Here is a 20,176-nt window from a genome sequence, read left to right as displayed (position 1 = left end):
AGAGCCTTGACCGCCGGCCTGCGGTGATGATTCGGTCGCCCGGATCCCCTACGCCATAGGGGTTCCGGAACGGAAGGGCGATCTTCCTATCCGGCGGACAGGAAATCATGACGATATGTTGCTTTCACCGGTCAGTACCATTGTGTTTACTCATCCCGATTTCAAGTATTGACAACCCGCTGGCCCTGTCCGGCATGATCCGTATGTCGAGAAAAATCGGTACATGGTCCGGGGGTAGGGATGGCCTCAGGGCGGCCGGTACTACTGCACCGGGACAAGGAGCTAGAGGTCGTCGACGAGGTACTGGCGGGGCTTCGCGAAGGAAGGCCCGCCGTACTGGTGATTCAGGGCACGCGAGGGATCGGGAAGACCCGGCTGCTGCACGCGGCGCTGGCCCGCAGGCCGGGCGGGGTCGTGCTGAGCGCCCGGGGCCACGCCGACGAGCGCGGCTTCGCGTTCGGCATCGTCCGGCAGTTGTTCGACCCGATGATGAGCGGCTCGGGACGGGCCGAGCCCGGCGCCCCCGCCGCCGTCCTCGACGGAGGCGTGCGCGCGCCCGCGCTGACGGCGGTGCCGTACGACGGGAACGCGCCCGCCGTGCCCGCCACGCTGCTCGACGACCTCTATCGGGCCACCCGCTCGCTGACCGCGGGACAGCCGCTGGTCATCGCGGTCGACGATCTCAACCACGCCGACCCGCAGTCGGCGCAGTGGTGCTCCTACATCGCCAGGCGGCTCGACGGCCTGCCCATCGTGATGATCCTGACCTGCGACGTGGAGGACCGCAGCGCCGGCGACGCGGTCCGGGACATCCTGGCACTGCCGTACGCGCGGTCGCTGCGGCCCTCTGCGCTGTGCCGGAGATGCGCCGCCACCCTCATGGAGTCGGCGCTGGGCGCCCCGGTGGACGACGAGATCGTCGCGGCCTGCCACCGGCTGACCAAGGGCAATCCGCTGCTCCTGCTGGAGACGGCGGGACGGCTGGCCGCCGCCGACGTCCTGCCGCACCGGTCCGAGCTGCCCCGGGTGATGCGGATCGGCGCGACGGCCCTGTCGGAGACCGTCCTGGAATGGCTCGGCGCCAGATATCCGTCCCTCCTCGCTCTCCTGCAGAGCCTGGCCATCATCGCGCCGTACGCCGGGCTGGAGACCGCGGCGATGCTGGCCGGCTACGGCGCGGTCGCGGCCGAGGAGGCGGGGCACGCGCTCGCGGGGGCGGGCCTGCTGGAGGGCAGCCCCCCGCAGCGGTTCACCCACGACCTCGTCCAGTCGACGATCCTCGCGCGCATGGACCCCCGGACGCGCGACGACATGCACCGGCGGGCGGCCTCGCTGCTGCACCGCCTCGGCTCGCCGCCCAAGCGGTCGGCCCGGCACCTGCTGTCGGCGAGCCCCACCGGCGACCCGTGGGCCGTGTCGGTGCTGCGCGAGGCCGCGCGGGAGGCGGTCTCCGAGAACGCCTGGGAGGACGCGACCCGCTATCTCCACCGCGCGCTCGCCACGGCCAAGGACCATGCCGTCCTGCAGGTGACGGCCGAGCTGGGCGCCGTCGAGGTGCACCTCGACATCCCCGCCTGCCTGCGGCACTTCCGCACCGTGACCGCCCTCGCCGGCGACACCGGCGAGCGGGCGGACTTCCTGGCCCCCTTCGCCTCAGCCCTGCTCACGCTCAACTCCCCCGAGGCCGCCGCGAACTTCTGCGACATCGCCCGGGGCTTCGACGACGATCCGCCCGGCGGACTCCCCGACCGCGAGGTGCTGCTGCGGCTCGGCGCGCAGGCGCTGCTGACCGGCCAGTCATACGGCTCGCGCGCGGCGATGCGGCAGCTCAACGCCGAACCCGGCGCCGCCACCAGCGCGGGGGCGCAGGACTACCTCGCCTCCGCCGCGCTGTCCGGCGCGGCCAGGGGCAGGCACCTCGACCGCACGCTGACCCTGGTCCGGCGCTGCCTCGACGGGGGCGGGCCGATCCCGCCGACGCTGGTCATGGCGCTGGTGTGGGCGGGCCGCGTGGACGAGGCGGCGTACTGGTCGGAGCAGGTGGCCTTGGAGGCGCGGGCGCGGGCCTCGATGACCGGGCAGGCCCTCGCCGTCACGCTGCTGTCGGACATCGCCTATCGCAGGGGGGAGCTGCGCGCGTCGCTGGCGCACGCCCGCGACGCCGTCCACTTCGCGCGCGGCTCGCAGGCCTCCGGGCTGCACGTCGCCGCCGTGTCCTGCATGGCCCGCGTGCTCCTCGAACGCGACGAACTCGACGTCGCCGACGCGCTGTTCGACGAGGTCACCGCGCGCGAACCGGTGCACCCCCTCCTGCAGGCGGCCCTGCTGGAGGTTCAGGGCCGGGTGGCGGTCGCCAGGGGCGACGTGCGCGAGGGGCTGCCGGCCCTGCTCGAGGCCGGGCGGCAGCTGCTGTCGGCGGGGGTGGTGAACCCGGCGTGCGCGGGCTGGCGCGGCCAGGCGGCGCTGGCCTACCTGCGGCTCGGCCAGCGCGGGCCGGCCCACCGCCTGGCCGAGGAGGAGCTCGAGCTGGCCCGGGCCTGGGGCGCGCCCGACGGCATCGGCCGCGCGCTGAGCACCGCGAGCACGACCGCCGAGGGCACCCGCCGGCTCGACCTGCTCGTCGAGGCGCTGTCCGTGCTCGACGGGCCCGGTGGCATCGAGCGCATCCGGGCGATGGTGCGCCTGGGCATCGCCCTGCGGGCCGCCGGGGACACGCGCCGTGCCCACGACACCCTCAGCGAGGCGTACGACCTGGCCGACGGCTGCGGCGCCGTACGGCTCGCCACGCTCGCCGAGCGCAACCTCGCCACGATCGGCAGCCGGGCCCGCGGCGGGCAGGCCGACGGCCCGTCACCCCTGACGGCCGGGGAGAGACGGGTCACCGACCTGGTCCTGCGCGGCATGAGCAACCTCCAGGTCGCGACCGAGCTGTCCATCAGCAAGCGGACCGTGGACACCCACCTCGCCCGCATCTACCGCAAGCTCGGCATCCACACCCGCGCCGAGCTCGCGGAGGTCGTCAGGCGGCTCGGCGAGCGCCCGGCCGAGACCCGCCCCCGCGCCGGCGAGGAGGAGCGGCGCGGCCAGGAGGAACGGCACGGCCGGGGGGAATGGCACGGCCAGGAGGCGTAGGGCCCCTGCTCGGCCGGTGGCCCGCCGGCCTCACGGCCGGGCTTCGTGCGCCTCGACGAGGGACTTCGGCGCCGTCAGGCACCACGCCTCGGTCACCAGCTCGAACAGCTCGTCAGGGTCGATCTTCGGCAGATGGACCACGACCCAGCCGAAACGCCCGGCGGTGAACTGCGGCTCGAACACCTCGGGCCGCTCGGCCACCAGCGCGATCTGCTCCTCGATCGTCGCCTTGAGGCCCACCGTCTCGGTGCGCTCCCACAGGTAGGCGAAACCCTTGCCGCGCACCTTGAACGAGACCCAGTCGCCGCCCTCGCCCTGGCCGACCTCGGGCAACCGGTCCAGCATGGACAGGAACTCCTCGACGCTCACACCCATGCGCCCAGTCGTACCAGAGCCCACCGACAAGGCCGCCACAGCGATCCGTCACCCGCGGGCCGCTTGACGGGCCGAAGGCTCCGTAATAGAACACGTTTCAGTATCACTGACGCGTGACCGCACTCTCGCCGAGCGCCGGCAGGGCGATCGTCCCTCTTACCAAGGGCAGCCAAACCCGATTAGGTGATGTCATGGAAATCGACCTCGTCGACAAGGACCGCTACGCGCGCAGCGGAGTGCCGCACGACCAGCTCCGCTGGCTCAGGGACAACGCGCCCGTTTACTGGCACGAGGGACAGGGCGACTGGCCCGGCTTCTGGGCGCTCACCAAGCACGCGGACGTCGTCCACGTCTCCCGTCACTCCGACCTCTTCTCCTCGGCGCGGAAACTGGCGCTGTTCGACGAGATGCCCGAGGAGCAGCGCGAGTTCCAGCGGCTGATGATGCTCAACCAGGACCCGCCCGACCACACCCGGCGCCGCTCGCTGGTCAACCGCGGCTTCACCCCCCGCCAGATCGGGCGGCTGGAGGAGCACATCAGGGACATCTGCCACGCTCTGGTGGACGAGGTCCAGAACAAGCCCGAGGTCGACTTCGTACGCGACATCGCCGCGCCGCTCCCGCTGTACGTGATCTGCGAGCTGCTCGGCGCGCCGGTCGAGGACCGGGACAAGATCTTCGAGTGGTCCAACCGCATGATCGGCAGCGACGACCCCGACTACTCCACCAGCCCTGACGAGGGGCAGGCCGCCGCCATCGAGGTCTACTCGTACGCCCACACGCTGGCCGCGGCACGCAGGCAGGAGCCGCGCGACGACATCGTCACCAGGCTCCTGCAGCCCGACGAGGACGGGCAGACGCTGACCGAGGACGAGTTCGACCTGTTCGTCCTGCTGCTGATCGTGGCGGGCAACGAGACCACGAGGAACGCGGCGTCCGGAGGCATGCTGACCCTCTTCGAGCACCCGGACCAGTGGAAGCGCCTGGTGGACGACCCCTCTCTCGCCAGGACGGCCGCCGACGAGATCGTCCGCTGGGTGTCCCCGGTCAACCTGTTCCGGCGTACGGCCACGGCGGACACCGAGATCCGCGGCCAGAAGATCGCCGAGGGCGACAAGGTGGTGGTCTTCTACGCGGCGGCCAACCGGGACGAGGAGGTCTTCGAGCGGCCCGAGGAGTTCGACATCGGCCGCGACCCCAACCCGCAGATCGGCTTCGGCGGCGGCGGCGCGCACTTCTGCCTCGGCAACCATCTGGCCAAGCTGGAGCTTCGGGTGCTCTTCGAGGTGCTGGCCGAGCGCCTGCCCGGCATCCGGCAGACCGGCGAGGCCAGCCGGCTGAGGTCCTACTTCATCAACGGCATCAAGACGCTGCCCGTCGCCCTCGACTGACCGGCAGGGTCGGCAACGACGGCAGCGGAGTCAGGGGCCGGCGCGGCCGGGCCTGTGCCGCGCCCCACCCGGCGGCGGGGCGAGGTGAGGGCCCGCCCCGCCCGCCGCGCCGGCCGACCGGCGAATCCGCAGGGCCGCCTGCCCGTGAATCGGCGGGTGAAGCCGCGGGGCCGGGCTCCGGCTCGGGCTCCGGGGCCGGGTAGCGCGACAGCAGCGGAGACTCCCCGAGCGCCAACGCGACGCCGCCGAGCGCGCCCGCGACGCCGCCGAGCGCCGCCCGGCGCAGGGTCAGCCGATGGCGCGAGATCGGCACCGCGCCCGCGTCCAGGGCCTTTCGGACGGGCTCCAGGAGCGGGGCGCCGAGCTCGGCCAGCTCGCCGCCGACGACGATCACCCTGGGCCCGATCGCGTTGGACAGCGCGGCGAGCACCCGTCCGATCTGGCCGCCCACCTCGGACAGCAGGCCGAGGGCGATCGGGTCGCGCGCCTCCACCGCAGCCTTCAGCGCGGGCAGGTCGTCGCCCCGGCCGCCCCTGGCGCGATACGCGTCGAGCACCGCCCTGATCGAGGCGACGGTCTCCAGGCATCCCGTGCCGCCGCACTCGCAGGACCTCCCGGCCGGGTCCACCGGAACGTGCCCGATCTCCCCGGACACCCCGTCGGCCCCGCGGTGCAACACCCCTCCGGCCACCACGCCGCCGCCGACGCCGTACGACAGCCGCAGATAGAGCGCGTCCTGGTCACCGGCGGCCGCGCCCAACGTCGACTCGGCGAGCGCCGCGAGCCTGGTGTTGTTGTCCAGCAGCACCGGCCCGCCGAAGCGCTCTCCGAGCAGAGCCGCGACGCCGGAGAGGGCGCCGTCCCGAGACCCATCCCATGCCCCGGTCAGCGGGCCCACGACGCCCACGCCGACGCCCTTGAGCGCCCTGCGCCACAACCCGCCGCCGAGCAGCCCGCGGACGAGCCGCTCGGCGAGCGCCACCCGGTCGGGCCACGGCAGGCCGGGCGCGTGCGCCTCCCCCGCCGTGCCCACGATCTCGTACGTCACGCCGACGGCCGCGACGTACACCGCGCGGCGGGAGAAGTCGATGCCGAGGGCCTGACCGGCCGCGGGGTTGAGGGCCAGCCGCTCGGCGGGACGTCCCCGGCCGCGCGGCGCCTCGTCCGGCGTCGCGGTGACCACCGCACCCGCGGCCAGCAGTCCGCTGAGCGTGTCGTGCAGGGTCGTCCGCGACAGGCCGCACCGCCGGCTGAGCTCGCCCCGGTTGAGCGGGCCGTACGCGCGCAGCAGGCCCAGCACGGCCTGCTCGTGCCCGCGTCGCGCCGGTAGCACGACCTCTGGCGTGAATTGCCGCATGCGAGAAAGCATGCACAATTGGTAGGTTTTATGTCAAATCGCGAGCGGCCGGACGAGGGTGCGGGAGATCTCGGCAGCGCGTGTCAGGCGGCTCACGATGCGCTGGAACCACCCTTCCCGCCCCATGGCTGCTCGTGCCGGTCACGAAGATCACCACGGACGAGGCGCCGCACGAGGTGGAGTGGCCGACCTCGCCCGGCACGTGCCCGGTGACCACAACGTCCTGAGGTCGGCCCTCGCGCTGGGCGTGGACCTGCACCCCCCGGTCCGCTCATCGGACCGGGGAATTGCGCTTGCACATATGAGTAGGGGGATACTCAGGCGAGCTGACCGCGGTTCTTCGCAACATTTCTTAGAGAAGCCCGTCATTCGGGAAACCCGCCCCCGTTCCCTTCGGACAACCTGGCGCGTCCCGTCCGGGCGACCCAGATCCGTTCCCTTCGGACAACCCCGACTCGTTCCGGAGACGATGATGCCGGTACGCCTGATCGTGGCCCTCGCCATGGCCGCCGCCGCGTTCTGGGCCACGCCGGCGCAGGCCGCGAAATGCCCACCCCCGCCCAACGTGACCGGTCAGACGTACGAGCAGGCGTACGAGACGCTCCACAACCATTTCGGCTATGGGGTCGTGACCGTGCCCGACCCCGTTCCTCCCGGGACGAGTTTCGTGAGCAGCGCGGAGACGCTGTCGTGCATCGAATTCAAAATCACGGGGGTCCGCGTTTACCTGGAAGGGCAGGTGCCCGACCTGACCGGGATGACGCTGACCGCGGCCACCGCCGAAGCGGAGAAGGCCGGGTTCGGCGTGACCACCGGGCAGCCGGAGGCCACCGGCGAGTGGAAGGTCTCCGAGCAGACTCCCGCGCCCGGCGGGCGGCTCGCCTACGGGCAGGCCGTCAGCCTGCTCCTCGACGGCTCGACCGAGGTGCCGTACCTCATCGGCCGTACGGTCGAGGAGGCGCGGCAGACGGCGGCGGACCGGGGGCTGACACTCAGAGGAGCGGACGACGCGCGCGACGACCAGATCGTCGAGGACCAGAACCCTCCCGGCGGAGGCGAGCTGACCATCGGCGATGCCATCGACGTCGTCCTGAGCGACGTGTCCCTCGTGAGCCCACCGGTGAGCCCACCCGTGAGTCCATCGGCGAGCCCGGACGACAGCCCCTCACCGAGTCCACCGGAGTCGCCGCGGCCGGAGGAGTCGCCCGAAGAGAGCCCTGAGGCGGTGCCGACGGCCGCGCTCTCCGGCGAGGAGACGGGCTCCGACTTCGGTGTGCCGCCAGGGCTCGCCCTCGTCGTGGTCGCCGCCGCGCTCCTCGGCCTCGCCGGATGGAAGGCCCGGGGCGGCCGGCGCGCGCCTGACCGGGACCACGACCGCCGCCGGGAGGTGCGTCTCGTCTCCCGCGCCGACCCGTCCCCGAACGTGCGGATCCACGAGAGCCGCGGCCCCCGCCCGGCCGTACGTCTTCACGTCGTCCCGGACCCGGGCCGGCAGGAGATCCGGGAAGGCCTGTCATGAACCTGACCATCGACCCGAATCCGGGTACGGCCGCCCTCGCGCTCTACGACAGCGCGCGCGGCGCGGTGGCGGCGGCGGCAAGCGTCGTCCGCGACCCCCAGGTGATGAGCACGATCTGCCGCGACGCCCCGGTCCTCGCCGGGCAACTCGTCGCTCAGCTGCCCGAGGCCGGCGCCGGCCTGCTCCATGGGATCACTCTCGGGACGGTCCTGGCGGCCGGGTGGCAGAAGTCTCACGAACTGCGGGCCGCCGCGGTGCGCAGTCACGAGAACGGCCGCCAGGGGAAGATCGAGCCGGTCTCCCTGGCCGCGCACTCGATCACCTCGGAGCACCGCCCGTATGTCGAGGTCTACGCCGACGAGCGCAAAGTGCTCACGATCACGTTCTCCGTCGACCTGACGTTCACGATCGGGCTGCTGAGCGCGGCGATCCGCGACGGGCGGCTGGTGACCCTCCGTCCCGGCGGGGACTGCGAGGTCGCGGTGAGCTGGGGAATGGAGGGATTCAAGATCGGCGAGAGGAAGATGCCGATCCGCATCCCATCCGTCGCCGTTCCCCTCGGCGCCGGAATCCTGCTGGCCCGGCCACCCTCCTGACCGCGTCTCCGGCCGGTTCGACCCGGCGTGGCGCGGCGGGAGATCTTGACAGCGCGTGTCAGGCGGCTCACGATGCGCTGGAACCACCCTTCCCGCCCCATCTCCCCGCATCGCGGGTGTGTGTCCCGAAGGGGGATTCATGCGCTCTTCCCGCACGTCGTCCGCCGCGGCCCCCGGTCGCCCGAAGAGCCGCGGGCCTGCGACCAGGTGAGCCCCGGCTCAGATGTTGACGATGTCGACGCCGGCGATCTCCGACGTGTGCGCGTCGCACTGCGCGGCCGACACGCCGCTGCCGTAGACGATCGATCCCCTGGCGTAGTAATGGCTGCCGTTCCTGAAGCGCTCGCAGGTGAGCTGGATATACCACCCCGACTCGGTGGGGTTCCAGCAGTCGGCGGCAACGCGCCCGATGGACAGGTTGTAGCTGAACTGGCAGTTGGCCGGGTTCACGGCGGCCTGGGCGGGCCCGGCGGTCACCGTGAGGACGCTCATCGCGCCGATGGCGACGGCGGCGGCACCGGCACGTGCGCGGAGGACACTGAACATGGTCACCTCTCCGTGTTCGATGTGATCCGAACGTATCCGCGCTCGTCCCCGGCGGAGTCTCAACCGGGTCTCAACCCCCTCGGTCCCGCCCGCCGGCTCACCGTACGGGGCGGCGTCGAGGAGGCCGCCCGTGGTGTCGTCAGGGCGCTGGACGAGGCGGACGGCGGGCCCGGGGCGGCGATCGTCAACGTCGTGGGCCCGCTCGGGGCCGGCAAGAGCCGGCTGCTCGCGACGCTGGCGTGCGGATTCGTGGACCTCGACCGCGAACCGCCCGAGATCCGGACACCGCCCGAGACCGGTCGTGGTGGGCGCGCGCCGCTCGCCATCGACGGGGTCGACACCGACCACCGGGCGAGCGCGGCGGCGCGATTCGTCGACCGGGCCGGTCACGGCCGGTTCGTGATCGCCGGCCGGCTGCCCCTGGCCGCGCGGCCCGGATGGGCGCACCGGCCGCTCGTCACGGTCGAGCTCGGGCCGTGGTCGCCCGCGGACATCCGCGGGCTGGCCGCCGCGCTCGGCGTGACCGGCCCGGCGCACGCCGACCTCGTCGCACGGCTCAGCGGCGGGATCCCGCTCGTCGCCGACTCGCTGTGCCGGGCGATCCGCAGAGACGGCGAACCGGGGCCGGAGGGCGCGCTGGCCGACGCGGCAGCCACCGAGGTGCTGCGCCGCCTGGGCGTGGAGTCCCGGGGCATCCCTCCCGAGGCGCTGCCGATCGTGGCCGTCGTCGACGGGGCGGACGAGGATCTCCTCACCGCCCTGACCCGGCTGCCGCCCAAGGCATTCACGCGGCTGAGGCGGCTGAGCGTGATCCGCCCGGACCGTCACGGGCTGACCGTCGCCGAGCCCTACCGCACGCTCTTCGACCTCGCCTATCGCTGGCGTCATCCGGTCCGCCGCGACGAGCTGGCCGCCCGGGCCGCCGAGCATCGGCACCGCCAGCTGGCCCGCACCGCCGATCCGCCGCTGCGGGCCCGGCTCGCCGACCAGGTCCTCTATCTGTCGGGGAGCCGGCGCGCGCGCCGCGACCTGTACGCCGACGAGCGCGCCGAGTTCTCGATCCGGCGCGCCGGCGACGGCGACGACGAGGCGATCGGCCGCCTGATGCGGTTGTGGGGCGAGCACGAGGGGCTGGCGGAACGCCAGGTCGAGCGGATGCGCGAGCTGTGGCTCTCCGGCGCCGACCACGGTTTCCATCTCGCGGTGGACACCGACGACCACGCGGTGGGAATGGTCAACCTCATGCCGCTGGATCCCGGCGGAGCACCGGCGCTGGAGCCGCTGCTCCAGCAGCACGCGGACATGCTGCTGAACCTCGGAGGATCGGTCGTCGGCATGATGGCGGTCGAGCCGCGCTCCGCCCGGGCCCAGCCCGCGCTCGTCCGCCACATCCTCACTACGGGAATCGCCGGCGGGCGGCTCGTCGTGTCCACGCCGTGGATCCCCTACCAGGAGATGTCGGCGCGCTTCGGCCTGCGCCGCGTGGGCGACACGCGGCACGACCTCTACCGGTGCGGCCGGCCGAGCGCCCTCTATGCCCGCACGTTCACCGAACGCAACCTGCCCGCGTGGCTGCTCCGGATGCGGGACCCGTGCGCCGAGGGACCGGGCCAGGCGGCCGAACTCGTCCGCACCGCGTTGCGGGACCTGCGCACGCGGGCCCGAACCGCCGCCTCAGGCCCTCGGCCGGCGCCCGCGCTGGCCGTCCTCCTGCGGGAGGCCGTGGAGGCGCTCGCGTCGTCGGCGTCCGCCATGGACGCCGAGGCCGGGGAGATCCTGCGCCTCTACTACTTCAGCCGTGCCGGAGGCCACGACCTCCTCGCGCATCGCCTCCACCTGTCCAGGGCCACCTATTTCCGCCGCCTGGAATATGGCATCGGCAAGGTCGCGGAGGCGGTCGGCCTGGCGCTCGATCCGCCGTAGGCCTTCTCCGGTCAGGCCCAGGAGGAGTCCTGTTCCGGGTCGCCTCCGTCGGCGAGCAGGCGCAGGTCGGCCTCGACCATCATGGCCACGAGTTCCTCGAACGACACCGTCGGCTCCCAGCCGAGCTGGGTGCGGGCCTTCTTCGGGTCCGCGCACAGCAGGTCGACCTCCGCCGGCCGGTGCAGGGACGCGTCGCAGACGACGTACTGCTCCCAGTCCAGCCCGGCCGCGGCGAACGCCGCCTCGACCAGCTCGCGCACCGAGTGCGTGCGCCCGGTGCCGATGACGTAGTCCTCGGGCTCGGCGGCCGACAGCATCATGTGCATCGCCCGGACGAAGTCGCCGGCGTACCCCCAGTCGCGGCGCGCCTCCAGGTTGCCCAGGCGCAGTTCCGCGGCCATGCCCAGCTTGATCCGCGCGACGCCGAGCGAGACCTTGCGGGTGACGAACTCGGCCCCCCGCCGGGGCGACTCATGGTTGAACAGGATGCCCGACACCGCGAACATCCCGTACGACTCGCGGTAGTTCTGCGTGAGGAAGTGCCCGTACGCCTTGGCCACGCCGTACGGCGACCTCGGGTGGAAGGGGGTGCGCTCGGTCTGCGGCGTCTCCCTGACCTGGCCGAACATCTCCGAGGACGACGCCTGGTAGAAGCGGATCTGCCCGGCCGACGAGCCGCGCGAGGCGGTGATCCCCGAGCAGACGCGGATGGCCTCCAGCACGCGGAGCACGCCCATGCCGGTCACCTCGGCGGTCAGCTCGGCCTGCTCCCACGACATGGGCACGAACGAGATGGCCCCGAGGTTGTAGACCTCGTCCGGCTGCACCTTCTCCACCGCCGAGATCAGCGATCCCTGGTCGAGCAGGTCGCCGCGGACCAGCCGCACGTCCTGCAGGAGCCTGCGCACGCGCGGGACGCGGGGGTTCGCCTGCCCCCGGACCAGGCCCCAGACCTCGTATCCCTCGCTCAGCAGGTGTTCTGCGAGATAGGAGCCGTCCTGACCGGTGATGCCGGTGATCAGCGCACGCCTGGCCAACGGATCCTCCTCGTAGCGCCCAACTTGGCCTATGAGAGGCGAATGTACCGCCCTGCCCGGCCGTGCCTATAGATGCACCACTAGAACGGGTTACACCGAATCTCGTTCGGGTAAGCTAACACCCCAGGTCGGGCAGGGTGAGAGTCGCGCGAGGACCCTTTCCACCTCACCTACCCCATCTAAGGTCAAATGGTAGTGTTCCTGGCAGCAGCCCCACGGGGGCACGGCGGGAAACCGGCTGGAAAGGGGTGCCTCTTGGCGGAGAGGCTGCGAGTCGCGCTGCTGTCCTACCGCAGCAAGCCAACCTGTGGCGGCCAGGGGGTGTACCTGCGCCATATCAGCCGCGAGCTCGTCGCTCTGGGCCACCACGTGGAGGTCTTCTCCGGTCAGCCCTACCCGGAGCTGGACGAGGGCGTGATCCTCAACAAGGTGCCGAGCCTGGACCTCTACCGCGACGAGGACCCGTTCCGGACGCCGAAGCGCGACGAATACCGCGACTGGATCGACGCGCTCGAGGTCGCCACGATGTGGACGGCCGGCTTCCCCGAGCCGCTGACGTTCAGCCTGCGGGCCTACCGCGAGCTGAAGAGGCGGCGCGGCGACTTCGACGTCGTCCAGGACAACCAGACCCTGGGCTACGGACTGCTCGGCATCCAGCGGCTGTTCCCGGTGGTCGGCACCATCCATCACCCGATCAGCGTGGACCGGCGGATCGAGCTGAAGGCCGCCAAGGGCTGGAAGCGGCTGTCGATGCGCCGCTGGTACGGCTTCGTGCGCATGCAGAGCATCGTGGCGCCCCGGCTGAGCCCGATCCTGACCGTCAGCGAGTCGTCGCTCGCCGATATCCACCGCGACTTCAACGTGCCGCAGTCCAACATGCGGCTGATCCCGCTCGGCGTCGACACGCGGTTCTTCCACCCCCGGCCGGAACTGCCGAAGCGGGAGAACTCGATCGTGGCCGTGGCCAGCGCCGACTCCCCCATGAAGGGCGTGGCGACCCTGCTGCGGGCGGTCGCCAAGCTCGCCACCGAGCGCGAGGTCAACCTCACCGTGGTGAGCAGGCCCACCCCCGGAGGACCCACGGAACAGCTCGTCAACGAGCTCTCGCTGCACGACCGTGTGCGTTTCGTGCACGGCATCCCGGACGAGGAGCTGGCCACGCTGATCGCCACCTCCGAGGTCGCGGTGGTCCCCTCGCTCTACGAGGGGTTCTCGCTGCCCGCCGTCGAGCACATGGCGTGCGGCACTCCGCTGGTCGCCTCGCGTACGGGCGCCCTGCCCGAGGTGGTCGGCGACGCGGCCGTGCAGGTCACGCCGGGCGACCCCGAGGAACTGGCCGCCGTGCTGCGCCGCCTGCTCGACTCCCCCGGAGAGCGCGCGGAGTTCGGCCGGCGCGGCTACGACCGCGTCATGGAGCGCTACGCGTGGCCGGTCGTCGCCCGCCGCACGGTGGAGGCCTATCACGAGGCCATCGCCGCCCACACCCCCTCGCGGTGACTTCCCAGAACCCACGAAAGGCAGGCACCGAGTGCTGACCGTCGACTTCAACCGGCTGCCCGTCGGACCGGGCGACCGCGTCCTCGACCTCGGGGCCGGCGGTGGCCGGCACGCCTTCGAGGTGCTGCGCCGGGGCGCCGACGTGGTCGCCTTCGACATGGACGCCGCCGAGATGGAGAACGTGGCGGCCATGTTCGCGGCGATGGACAAGGAGGGCGAGGTGCCGGCGGGCGCGACCGGGGACACCGTCGTCGGCGACGCCCTCCACATGCCGTTTCCCGACGCGTCGTTCGACCGCGTCATCGCCGCCGAGGTGCTGGAGCACATCCCCGACGACTTGGCCGCGATGCGCGAGATCGTACGGGTGCTGAAGCCGGGCGGCCGGGCCGCGATCACGGTGCCGAGCTTCCTGCCCGAGCGGATCTGCTGGGCCCTGTCGGAGGACTACCACACCGCCCCCGGCGGACATATCCGGATTTATACGTTGGCGGAGCTCCAGGCGAAGCTCAAGTCCTCCGGACTCGATGTCGGCGGCCACCACTACGCCCACGGCCTGCACTCGCCGTACTGGTGGATCAAGTGCGCGGTCGGGGTGAACGACGACCAGCACCCGCTGGCCAAGGCCTATCACGAGCTTCTCGTCTGGGACATCATGAAGCGCCCCCTCGCGACCCGGCTGGCCGAGGCCGTGCTCAACCCCCTGATCGGCAAGAGCGTCGTGGTCTACGTCCGGAAGCCCGCATGACGCGGGTGCCGGACGTTCCAGGGATCATCACCACCGAGCAGGTCGTCCGTACGGCAGAGAGCATCGCCGCCGTCCAGGACGACCAGGGCGGCGTCCCCTGGCCCGAGGGCCACATCGACGCGTGGAACCACATCGAGTGCCTGATGGCGCTGACCGTGGCCGGGCTGCGCGAGGAGGCCCGCAAGGGCTACGACTGGCTCGTACGGCACCAGCGCCCGGACGGCTCCTGGCCCATGAAGGTCCGCGACGGCGAGCCCGCCGAGGCGGCCGGCGAGTCCAACCACGCCGCGTACATCGCGGTGGGGGTCTGGCACGACCTGCTGGTGACCGGCGACGAGGACTTCGCCCGGTCGATGTGGCCGGTGGTGGCGCGGGCGCTCGACTTCGTCGTCGGCCTGCAGACCGCGCGCGGCGAGATCCTCTGGCAGCGTGACGCCGAGGGCCGCCCGGCGGACTACGCCCTGCTCACCGGGTGCTCGTCCATCCACCAGGGCCTGCGGTGCGGGGCCCTGCTCGCCGAGCGGCTGGGCGACCCGCAGCCCGACTGGGAGCTCGCCGCCGACCAGCTCGGCCACGTGATCGCCGGCCACCCGGAGGCGTTCGCCGACAAGAGCCGGTTCTCGATGGACTGGTACTACCCCGTGCTCGGCGGCGCCGTACGCGGGGACGCGGCGGCTCGGCGGTTCGACGGGGAGTGGGACACCTTCGTCGTGCCCGGCCTCGGCGCGCGCTGCGTCTCCGACCAGCCCTGGGTCACCGGCGCGGAGTCGTGCGAACTGGTGCTCGCGCTCGACGCGGCCGGGCTGCGGGAGCGCGCGCTGGCGGTGTTCGCCGACATGCAGCACCTGCGCCACGAGGACGGCTCCTACTGGACCGGCTGGCAGTTCGTGAACCAGCGGCACTTCCCCAACGAGCGGTCGGGATACACGGCCGCCGCGGTGGTGCTCGCCGCGGACGCCCTCGCCCGCGCCACCCCCGGCTCGGGGATCTTCCGCGACGCCGGCGGCCGGGAGGCCCGCATCACCGGCGAGTGCGGCTGCGAGCGCGCCCGCGCCTGACCGGACGGCGCGCACGGCCGATCCGGGCTCCCGGCCGGGGTCCGCCGTCAGACGCGCTCCAGCACGCGGAGCGACCCGACGACCCGCACCTCGCGGAAGGCGCCCGACTCCAGCGCGCGCAGGTAGACCCGGTAGGGCGCCTGCCCGCCGTCGGCGGGGTCGGGATAGATGTCGTGGAAGACCAGCGCGCCGCCCTTCATCACCTGCGGCGCCCATCCCTCGTAGTCGGCCGTCACCGGCTCCTCCGAGTGGCCGCCGTCGATGAACAGCACGGCCAGCGGAGTGGACCAGTGGCGGGCGACCGTGGCCGACGCGCCCACGACCGCGATCACCTCGTCCTCCAGGCCGGCGGCGGCGATGGTGGCGCGGAAGAACGGCAGCGAGTCCATCCGCCCGGTCTCCGGGTCCACCAGCTCGGGGTCGTGGTGCGGCCAGCCCGGCTGGATCTCCTCGGAGCCCCGGTGGTGGTCCACCGTGAAGACCACCGTGCCCGCCCGGCGCGCCCCGGCGCCCAGATAGATCGCCGACTTGCCGCAGTAGGTGCCGACCTCGCAGATCGGCCCGCGGGAGCCGTACGCGCAGGCGGTCTCGTACAGCGCCTCGCCCTCGGCGGGCGGCATGAACCCGCGCGCCTGTTCGGCGGCGCGGCGCAGGTCGTCGGGCATCGGGGTCACCATGCCGGGCACCCTACCCAACAAGCCGAACGAGGTTCGGAACTGCCCCTTGTCCCCCCTGATGCAACATGTTCTACTTTGCTTCGTGAACCAGCGCGCCCGCATCGCGATGAGCGAGGAAGAGATCGCCGAGCTCCTGCGGGACGCCCGCAAACTCCAGCTCGGCACGATCAACCCCGACGGCACGCCGCACCTGGTCACGATGTTCTACGGACTCGACGACGGCCGCGTCACGTTCTGGACGTACGCCAAGTCGCAGAAGGCCCGCAACATCGAGCGCGACCCGCGGGTGAGCTGCCTGGTCGAGACCGGGGACGAGTACGCGCGGTTGCGCGGCGTGCTCGTCTACGGCAAGGCGCGGCTGATCGACGACCCGGCGGCCGTCCTGGAGGTCGGCCTGGACGTCACCCGGCGGATGACCGGCGTGCCCGTCGACTCCCCCGAGGCGCGGGCCTACGTCGAGCACACCGCGCGCAAGCGCGTGGCCTACGTGGTCGAGCCGGCCCGCGTCGTCTCCTGGGATCACCGCAAGCTCGGCGGCGACGGGTCGGTCACGACAAGGGACAGGCCTTAACGTGAACTCCAGCGCGACGTGACGCACAGGAGGAGGACACGCCATGAAGATCAAGGTCGACTACGACGTGTGTGAGGCCAACGCCGTCTGCATGGGCCTGGCACCCGAGGTCTTCGAGGTCGACGACGAGGACAACCTCCACGTGCTGATGCCGGAGCCGCCCGCCGAACTGCTCGACCGGGTCCGCCACGCGGTCCGGTCCTGCCCCAAGGCCGCGCTGTCGCTCGAGGACGAGTGACGCGCGGCACCCAACCATGAAAGACCAGCCTGAAAGACCGGGAGGTCCCCCATGCGCGGCGCGCTTCTCCACGCGGTCGGCGACGAAAAGCTCGACATCAGAGACGACTTCACGCTGACGCCGGTGGGCCCGGGCGACGTCCGCGTGCGGGTGAGGGCCACCGGCGTCTGCCACTCCGATCTCTCGGTGCTCACCGGCGTGCTCCCCATGCCGCTCCCGATCATTCCCGGTCACGAGGGCGCGGGCGAGGTCGTCGAGGTGGGCGACGGCGTGACCACCGTCCAGCCGGGCGACCACGTCATCATCAACTGGACGCCCGCGTGCGGCGACTGCCCGAGCTGTGTGGGCGGTCAGCCGAACCTCTGCATGACGTACATGATGAAGAGCTTCACCGAGCCGCGCTTCCTGTTCGCCGGCCAGACCCCGGCGTTCGGCATGGCCGGGTGCGGCACCTGGGCCGAGGAGATCATCGTGCCGTGGCAGGGGGCGATCAAGGTCGACCCCGACGTGCCGTACGAGGCGGCGGCCCTGATCGGCTGCGGCATCACGACGGGCGTCGGCGCGGTGCTCAACACCGCGAAGGTTCGCCCCGGCGCGACCGTCGCGGTCGTCGGCTGCGGCGGCGTCGGCCTGTCGGTGATCCAGGGCGCCCGCATCTCCGGCGCGACCACGATCCTCGCGATCGACCCGCTGGAGTCCAAGCACGCGCTCGCGAAGAAGGTCGGCGCCACCCACGCCTGCACCCCCGACCAGCTCATGGACGCCATCGGCACGCTGACCGGCGGCCAGGGCTTCGACCACGGCTTCGAGGTGGTCGGCAAGTCGGCCGCCATCATGACCGCCTGGCAGGCGACGCGGCGCGGCGGCGACGTCATCGTCGTCGGCGCGGGCGCCATGGACGACATGGTGCCGCTGTCCGCCTTCAACCTGCTGTTCGAGGGCAAGAACCTCCTCAGCTCGCTGTACGGCGACGCCGACGTCCGCAGGGACTTCCCGCGCTTCGTGAACCTCTACAAGGCGGGCAAGCTCGACCTCGACAGCATGATCAGCTCCCGCATCCGGATCGGCGACCTGAACGACGCCGTCGACGCCCTGCGCGGCGGCGAGGTGCTCCGGCAGATCGTGCTGTTCGACTGACGCCACCGGGCCGCCGGAGATCTCCCCGGCGCGGGGGATATCTCCGGCGGGCCGGGGTAACCCGAGCGGCGACATGCAGACGTTCCTGCCGTACCCGGACTTCGCGGCCACCGCCCGCGTCCTCGACCCGCTCCGCCTCGGGAAACAGCGGGTCGAGGCCCTCCAGGTCCTGCGTACGCTCACCGTCCCGGGGTACGGCTGGCGGCACCATCCGGTGGCGCACATGTGGGCCGGGTACGAGGAGGCGCTGGTCCGCTACGGGCTGGAGATCGTGTCGGCCTGGTGCGGCCTGGGCCGCGCCGACACCTGCGCCGGGACGATGACCAGGGAACTGCTCGACTGCCGGGGCATCGAGGCGCCCCGCGTCCAGGCGGCCCTCGCGGAGGCGGGCGAGCTGCCGCCCTGGCTCGGCGACCCCGCCCTCCACCTCAGTCACCGCTCGGCCCTGCTGCGCAAGGACCCGGAGTTCTACGGCCCGAAGTTCCCCGGAGATCCCGACGACCTCCCCTACGTCTGGCCCGACTCCGACCGCGTCAACGCCCTGCTCCCACCCCGCCGCACCGTTTAGGACCGTCGCAGGACGGCCAGGCGTGTAGATTGCATCTACATAGATGTCATCTACATAAGGGGCAGGGTGGGCGCGGTTCCTTTCATCGGCCGGCGGCGGGAGCTGGCCGCCCTGGCCAAGCGCCTCGACCGAATTCGCCGGACGGGTGCCGGCGCTGCCATGGCCATCAGGGGACGCCGGCAGGTCGGCAAGTCCCGGCTCGTGCAGGAGTTCTGCGACAAGGCCGGGGTGCCGTATCTGTTCTTCACCGCGACCAAAGGGATGTCGCCGGTCGAGGCGGTCGAGGAGTTCTGCGCCGATCTCAAGGAGTCGTGCCTGCCCGCCGACCCCGAGCAGGTCGTCCGCGTGACCAGCGGAAGCTGGCCGGAGGCCTTCCGCGTGCTGCACTCGACGATCCCGCCGACCCCGTCGATCGTCGTCATCGACGAGATGCCCTGGCTGGCGGAACAGGACGACCTGTTCGACGGCGCGCTGCAGACGGCCTGGGACCGGCTCCTGTCGGCCAAGCCCGTTCTCCTGCTCCTGCTGGGCAGCGACTTGCACATGATGGAGCGGCTGACCGCCTACGACCGGCCGTTCTACGGGCGCGCCGACACCATGGCGCTCGACCCGCTCGACCCCGCGGAGACCGCCGGCGCGCTGGGCCTGACCGGAGGTGACGCGATCGACGCGTACCTCGCCAGCGGAGGCCTGCCCGGGATCCTGCGCGCCTGGCCGCACGGCACTCCCCCGCTGGAGTTCATCCGGCAGGAGTGCGAGGATCCGGCGTCCGCCCTGTTCGGCGTGCCCGAATCCGTCCTTCTCGCGGAATTCCCCTCGCCCGACCAGGCCCGCCGGGTGCTGGAAGCGGTCGGCCGCGGCGACAGGACGCACGCCGCCGTCGCGGCGACGGCGGGCGGGCGCGAGGGACCGCTGCAGTCCGGTTCGCTCTCCCCTCTCCTGCGCAGGCTCACCGGCGAGAAGCGCGTCCTGGCGATGGACGAGCCGTTGTCCGTCCAGCCCGGAAAACCGGCGCTGTACCGCATCCGCGATCACAACCTGCGGATGTACCTGGGCGTGCTGCGCGCCGCGGCGCAACACTCGAATCGAGGACGGCCCGATCTCGCCTTCGGACTCGTACGGCGACGCTGGGCGAGCCTGCGGGGGCGGGCCGTCGAACCGATCGTCAGACAGGCGCTGGGCATGGCCGCCGCGTCGGGGGAACTGCCCTGGCCGGACGCGGAGGCCGTCGGCGGATGGTGGAACCGCCGCTTCTCCCCGGAGGTGGACCTGGTCGGCGCCGACCGGGCACCGGTGGCGCGGCGGGTGCTGTTCGCGGGCTCGATCAAGTGGCTCGGCACCCCGTTCGACGGTCACGACCTGGCCGCGCTGCGCCGCGACGCGGTGCAGGTGCCGGGCTTCGACGCGGAGGCGGGCGGCCTCGCGGTGGTGTCGCTGTCCGGAGTCCATCCCTCGGTGGAGGGCATCGGCCTGACGTGGGGCGCCGGCGACGTGGTCGCGGCGTGGGGGTGAGCATGCAGGAGGGCCGGGCGCACCCGATGGTGCGCCCGGCCCCGGCCTCTCGAGTGCTGGGGAGAGAGGTCAGCTCTCGGAGGAGAAGGCGGCGTCGAAGGCGGCGTCCGGTGGGGTGATGGCGTTCAGCGAGCGGATGTAGGCGAGGGCCTCGGGTGCGCCGTGCAGCCGGTCCATGCCCGCGTCCTCCCACTCGATGGAGATCGGGCCGTCGTAGCCGATGTGGTTGAGCGCCCGGAAGCACTCCTCCCACGGCACATCGCCCCGCCCGGTGGACACGAAGTCCCACCCGCGGCG

Annotated in this window: 19 protein-coding genes; 13 read left to right on the top strand and 6 right to left on the bottom strand. The window is 72.2% G+C overall.

Features of this window, described 5'->3' with window-relative positions; genetic code table 11:
- Positions 1–240: 240 nt before the first annotated feature.
- Positions 241–3,132 (top strand): ATP-binding protein, encoded by a 2,892-nt coding sequence (locus BXA11_RS45410; RefSeq protein WP_076436751.1) that lies wholly within the window; start codon positions 241–243, stop codon positions 3,130–3,132.
- Between the two features lie 30 nt (positions 3,133–3,162).
- Here the strand turns inward: BXA11_RS45410 and BXA11_RS20125 are convergent, their stop codons facing one another.
- Positions 3,163–3,507 (bottom strand): MmcQ/YjbR family DNA-binding protein, encoded by a 345-nt coding sequence (locus BXA11_RS20125; RefSeq protein WP_030506186.1) that lies wholly within the window; start codon positions 3,505–3,507, stop codon positions 3,163–3,165.
- Between the two features lie 191 nt (positions 3,508–3,698).
- On the opposite strand from BXA11_RS20125, the gene BXA11_RS20120 reads away from it, so the two are divergent.
- The gene (locus BXA11_RS20120) at positions 3,699–4,898 is read left to right on the top strand and encodes a cytochrome P450 (RefSeq protein ID WP_076436749.1); all 1,200 of its coding nucleotides are present in this window, start codon (positions 3,699–3,701) and stop codon (positions 4,896–4,898) included.
- On the opposite strand, the gene BXA11_RS20115 is transcribed toward BXA11_RS20120, so the two are convergent.
- Positions 4,870–6,255 carry an ROK family transcriptional regulator gene (locus tag BXA11_RS20115; protein WP_143734411.1) on the bottom strand — a complete coding sequence of 462 codons (1,386 nt, stop codon included), beginning with the start codon at positions 6,253–6,255 and terminating at the stop codon, positions 4,870–4,872. The genes BXA11_RS20120 and BXA11_RS20115 overlap by 29 nt on opposite strands.
- Before the next feature lie 472 nt (positions 6,256–6,727).
- On the opposite strand from BXA11_RS20115, the gene BXA11_RS20110 reads away from it, so the two are divergent.
- Together BXA11_RS20110 and BXA11_RS20105 are read left to right on the top strand one after the other, a co-directional pair.
- The gene (locus BXA11_RS20110; protein WP_159454812.1) at positions 6,728–7,774 is read left to right on the top strand and encodes a PASTA domain-containing protein; all 1,047 of its coding nucleotides are present in this window, start codon (positions 6,728–6,730) and stop codon (positions 7,772–7,774) included.
- Complete coding sequence (locus BXA11_RS20105) at positions 7,771–8,370, top strand: hypothetical protein (RefSeq protein ID WP_076436743.1); 600 nt, start codon at positions 7,771–7,773, stop codon at positions 8,368–8,370. The genes BXA11_RS20110 and BXA11_RS20105 overlap by 4 nt, the downstream gene beginning before the upstream one ends.
- 219 nt (positions 8,371–8,589) lie before the next feature.
- Here the strand turns inward: BXA11_RS20105 and BXA11_RS20100 are convergent, their stop codons facing one another.
- Complete coding sequence (locus BXA11_RS20100) at positions 8,590–8,916, bottom strand: hypothetical protein (protein WP_143734409.1); 327 nt, start codon at positions 8,914–8,916, stop codon at positions 8,590–8,592.
- 21 nt (positions 8,917–8,937) lie between these two features.
- On the opposite strand from BXA11_RS20100, the gene BXA11_RS20095 reads away from it, so the two are divergent.
- Positions 8,938–10,839: a hypothetical protein gene (locus BXA11_RS20095; RefSeq protein ID WP_143734408.1), complete on the top strand. Its 1,902-nt coding sequence runs from the start codon at positions 8,938–8,940 to the stop codon at positions 10,837–10,839.
- Positions 10,840–10,850: 11 nt separating this feature from the next.
- Here BXA11_RS20095 and BXA11_RS20090 read toward each other — a convergent pair whose 3' ends face one another.
- Positions 10,851–11,876, bottom strand: a complete 1,026-nt coding sequence (locus tag BXA11_RS20090; protein WP_076436737.1) for a GDP-mannose 4,6-dehydratase — start codon at positions 11,874–11,876, stop codon at positions 10,851–10,853.
- Between the two features lie 255 nt (positions 11,877–12,131).
- Between BXA11_RS20090 and BXA11_RS20085 the strand changes: the two genes are divergently transcribed.
- The 3 genes from BXA11_RS20085 to BXA11_RS20075 are packed head-to-tail and all read left to right on the top strand — an operon-like array spanning position 12,132 to position 15,176.
- Positions 12,132–13,373, top strand: a complete 1,242-nt coding sequence (locus tag BXA11_RS20085; RefSeq protein WP_030506192.1) for a glycosyltransferase family 4 protein — start codon at positions 12,132–12,134, stop codon at positions 13,371–13,373.
- Between the two features lie 31 nt (positions 13,374–13,404).
- The gene (locus tag BXA11_RS20080; RefSeq protein WP_030506193.1) at positions 13,405–14,118 is read left to right on the top strand and encodes a class I SAM-dependent methyltransferase; all 714 of its coding nucleotides are present in this window, start codon (positions 13,405–13,407) and stop codon (positions 14,116–14,118) included.
- Positions 14,115–15,176 (top strand): glucosidase family protein, encoded by a 1,062-nt coding sequence (locus tag BXA11_RS20075; RefSeq protein ID WP_076436735.1) that lies wholly within the window; start codon positions 14,115–14,117, stop codon positions 15,174–15,176. The genes BXA11_RS20080 and BXA11_RS20075 overlap by 4 nt, the downstream gene beginning before the upstream one ends.
- Before the next feature lie 47 nt (positions 15,177–15,223).
- Here the strand turns inward: BXA11_RS20075 and BXA11_RS20070 are convergent, their stop codons facing one another.
- A complete protein-coding gene (locus BXA11_RS20070) occupies positions 15,224–15,853 on the bottom strand; it encodes a class I SAM-dependent methyltransferase (RefSeq protein ID WP_204053774.1) in 630 nt (209 codons plus the stop codon).
- Between the two features lie 82 nt (positions 15,854–15,935).
- Between BXA11_RS20070 and BXA11_RS20065 the strand changes: the two genes are divergently transcribed.
- The 5 genes from BXA11_RS20065 (at position 15,936) to BXA11_RS20045 (ending at position 19,879) form a co-directional block, all read left to right on the top strand.
- Positions 15,936–16,424 (top strand): pyridoxamine 5'-phosphate oxidase family protein, encoded by a 489-nt coding sequence (locus tag BXA11_RS20065; protein ID WP_076436733.1) that lies wholly within the window; start codon positions 15,936–15,938, stop codon positions 16,422–16,424.
- A gap of 43 nt (positions 16,425–16,467) precedes the next feature.
- Positions 16,468–16,662 (top strand): ferredoxin, encoded by a 195-nt coding sequence (locus BXA11_RS20060; protein WP_030506197.1) that lies wholly within the window; start codon positions 16,468–16,470, stop codon positions 16,660–16,662.
- A gap of 51 nt (positions 16,663–16,713) precedes the next feature.
- Positions 16,714–17,799 (top strand): Zn-dependent alcohol dehydrogenase, encoded by a 1,086-nt coding sequence (locus BXA11_RS20055; RefSeq protein WP_030506198.1) that lies wholly within the window; start codon positions 16,714–16,716, stop codon positions 17,797–17,799.
- Between the two features lie 73 nt (positions 17,800–17,872).
- A complete protein-coding gene (locus BXA11_RS20050; RefSeq protein WP_076436731.1) occupies positions 17,873–18,367 on the top strand; it encodes an MSMEG_6728 family protein in 495 nt (164 codons plus the stop codon).
- A 66-nt stretch (positions 18,368–18,433) separates the two neighbouring features.
- Positions 18,434–19,879, top strand: a complete 1,446-nt coding sequence (locus BXA11_RS20045) for an AAA family ATPase (protein ID WP_076436729.1) — start codon at positions 18,434–18,436, stop codon at positions 19,877–19,879.
- A gap of 69 nt (positions 19,880–19,948) precedes the next feature.
- Here the strand turns inward: BXA11_RS20045 and BXA11_RS20040 are convergent.
- Positions 19,949–20,176: sugar phosphate isomerase/epimerase family protein (locus BXA11_RS20040; protein WP_244303587.1), on the bottom strand; the 228-nt coding region annotated here is incomplete at its 5' end.

This window comes from Microbispora rosea, assembly GCF_900156315.1.
In the GTDB taxonomy this organism is placed as follows: domain Bacteria; phylum Actinomycetota; class Actinomycetes; order Streptosporangiales; family Streptosporangiaceae; genus Microbispora; species Microbispora rosea.
Note: the sequence above shows the minus strand (reverse complement) of the source record. Positions and strands in the feature narration are given on the sequence as shown.

What these genes read in the sequence shown, in the direction of transcription:
- BXA11_RS45410 (WP_076436751.1), top strand. Translation starts at nt 241, where the DNA reads ATGGCCTCAGGGCGGCCGGTACTACTGCACCGGGACAAGGAGCTAGAG.
- BXA11_RS20125 (WP_030506186.1), bottom strand. Translation starts at nt 3,507, where the DNA reads ATGGGTGTGAGCGTCGAGGAGTTCCTGTCCATGCTGGACCGGTTGCCC.
- BXA11_RS20120 (WP_076436749.1), top strand. Translation starts at nt 3,699, where the DNA reads ATGGAAATCGACCTCGTCGACAAGGACCGCTACGCGCGCAGCGGAGTG.
- BXA11_RS20115 (WP_143734411.1), bottom strand. Translation starts at nt 6,255, where the DNA reads ATGCGGCAATTCACGCCAGAGGTCGTGCTACCGGCGCGACGCGGGCAC.
- BXA11_RS20110 (WP_159454812.1), top strand. Translation starts at nt 6,728, where the DNA reads ATGCCGGTACGCCTGATCGTGGCCCTCGCCATGGCCGCCGCCGCGTTC.
- BXA11_RS20105 (WP_076436743.1), top strand. Translation starts at nt 7,771, where the DNA reads ATGAACCTGACCATCGACCCGAATCCGGGTACGGCCGCCCTCGCGCTC.
- BXA11_RS20100 (WP_143734409.1), bottom strand. Translation starts at nt 8,916, where the DNA reads ATGTTCAGTGTCCTCCGCGCACGTGCCGGTGCCGCCGCCGTCGCCATC.
- BXA11_RS20075 (WP_076436735.1), top strand. Translation starts at nt 14,115, where the DNA reads ATGACGCGGGTGCCGGACGTTCCAGGGATCATCACCACCGAGCAGGTC.
- BXA11_RS20070 (WP_204053774.1), bottom strand. Translation starts at nt 15,853, where the DNA reads ATGGTGACCCCGATGCCCGACGACCTGCGCCGCGCCGCCGAACAGGCG.
- BXA11_RS20060 (WP_030506197.1), top strand. Translation starts at nt 16,468, where the DNA reads ATGAAGATCAAGGTCGACTACGACGTGTGTGAGGCCAACGCCGTCTGC.
- BXA11_RS20055 (WP_030506198.1), top strand. Translation starts at nt 16,714, where the DNA reads ATGCGCGGCGCGCTTCTCCACGCGGTCGGCGACGAAAAGCTCGACATC.
- BXA11_RS20050 (WP_076436731.1), top strand. Translation starts at nt 17,873, where the DNA reads ATGCAGACGTTCCTGCCGTACCCGGACTTCGCGGCCACCGCCCGCGTC.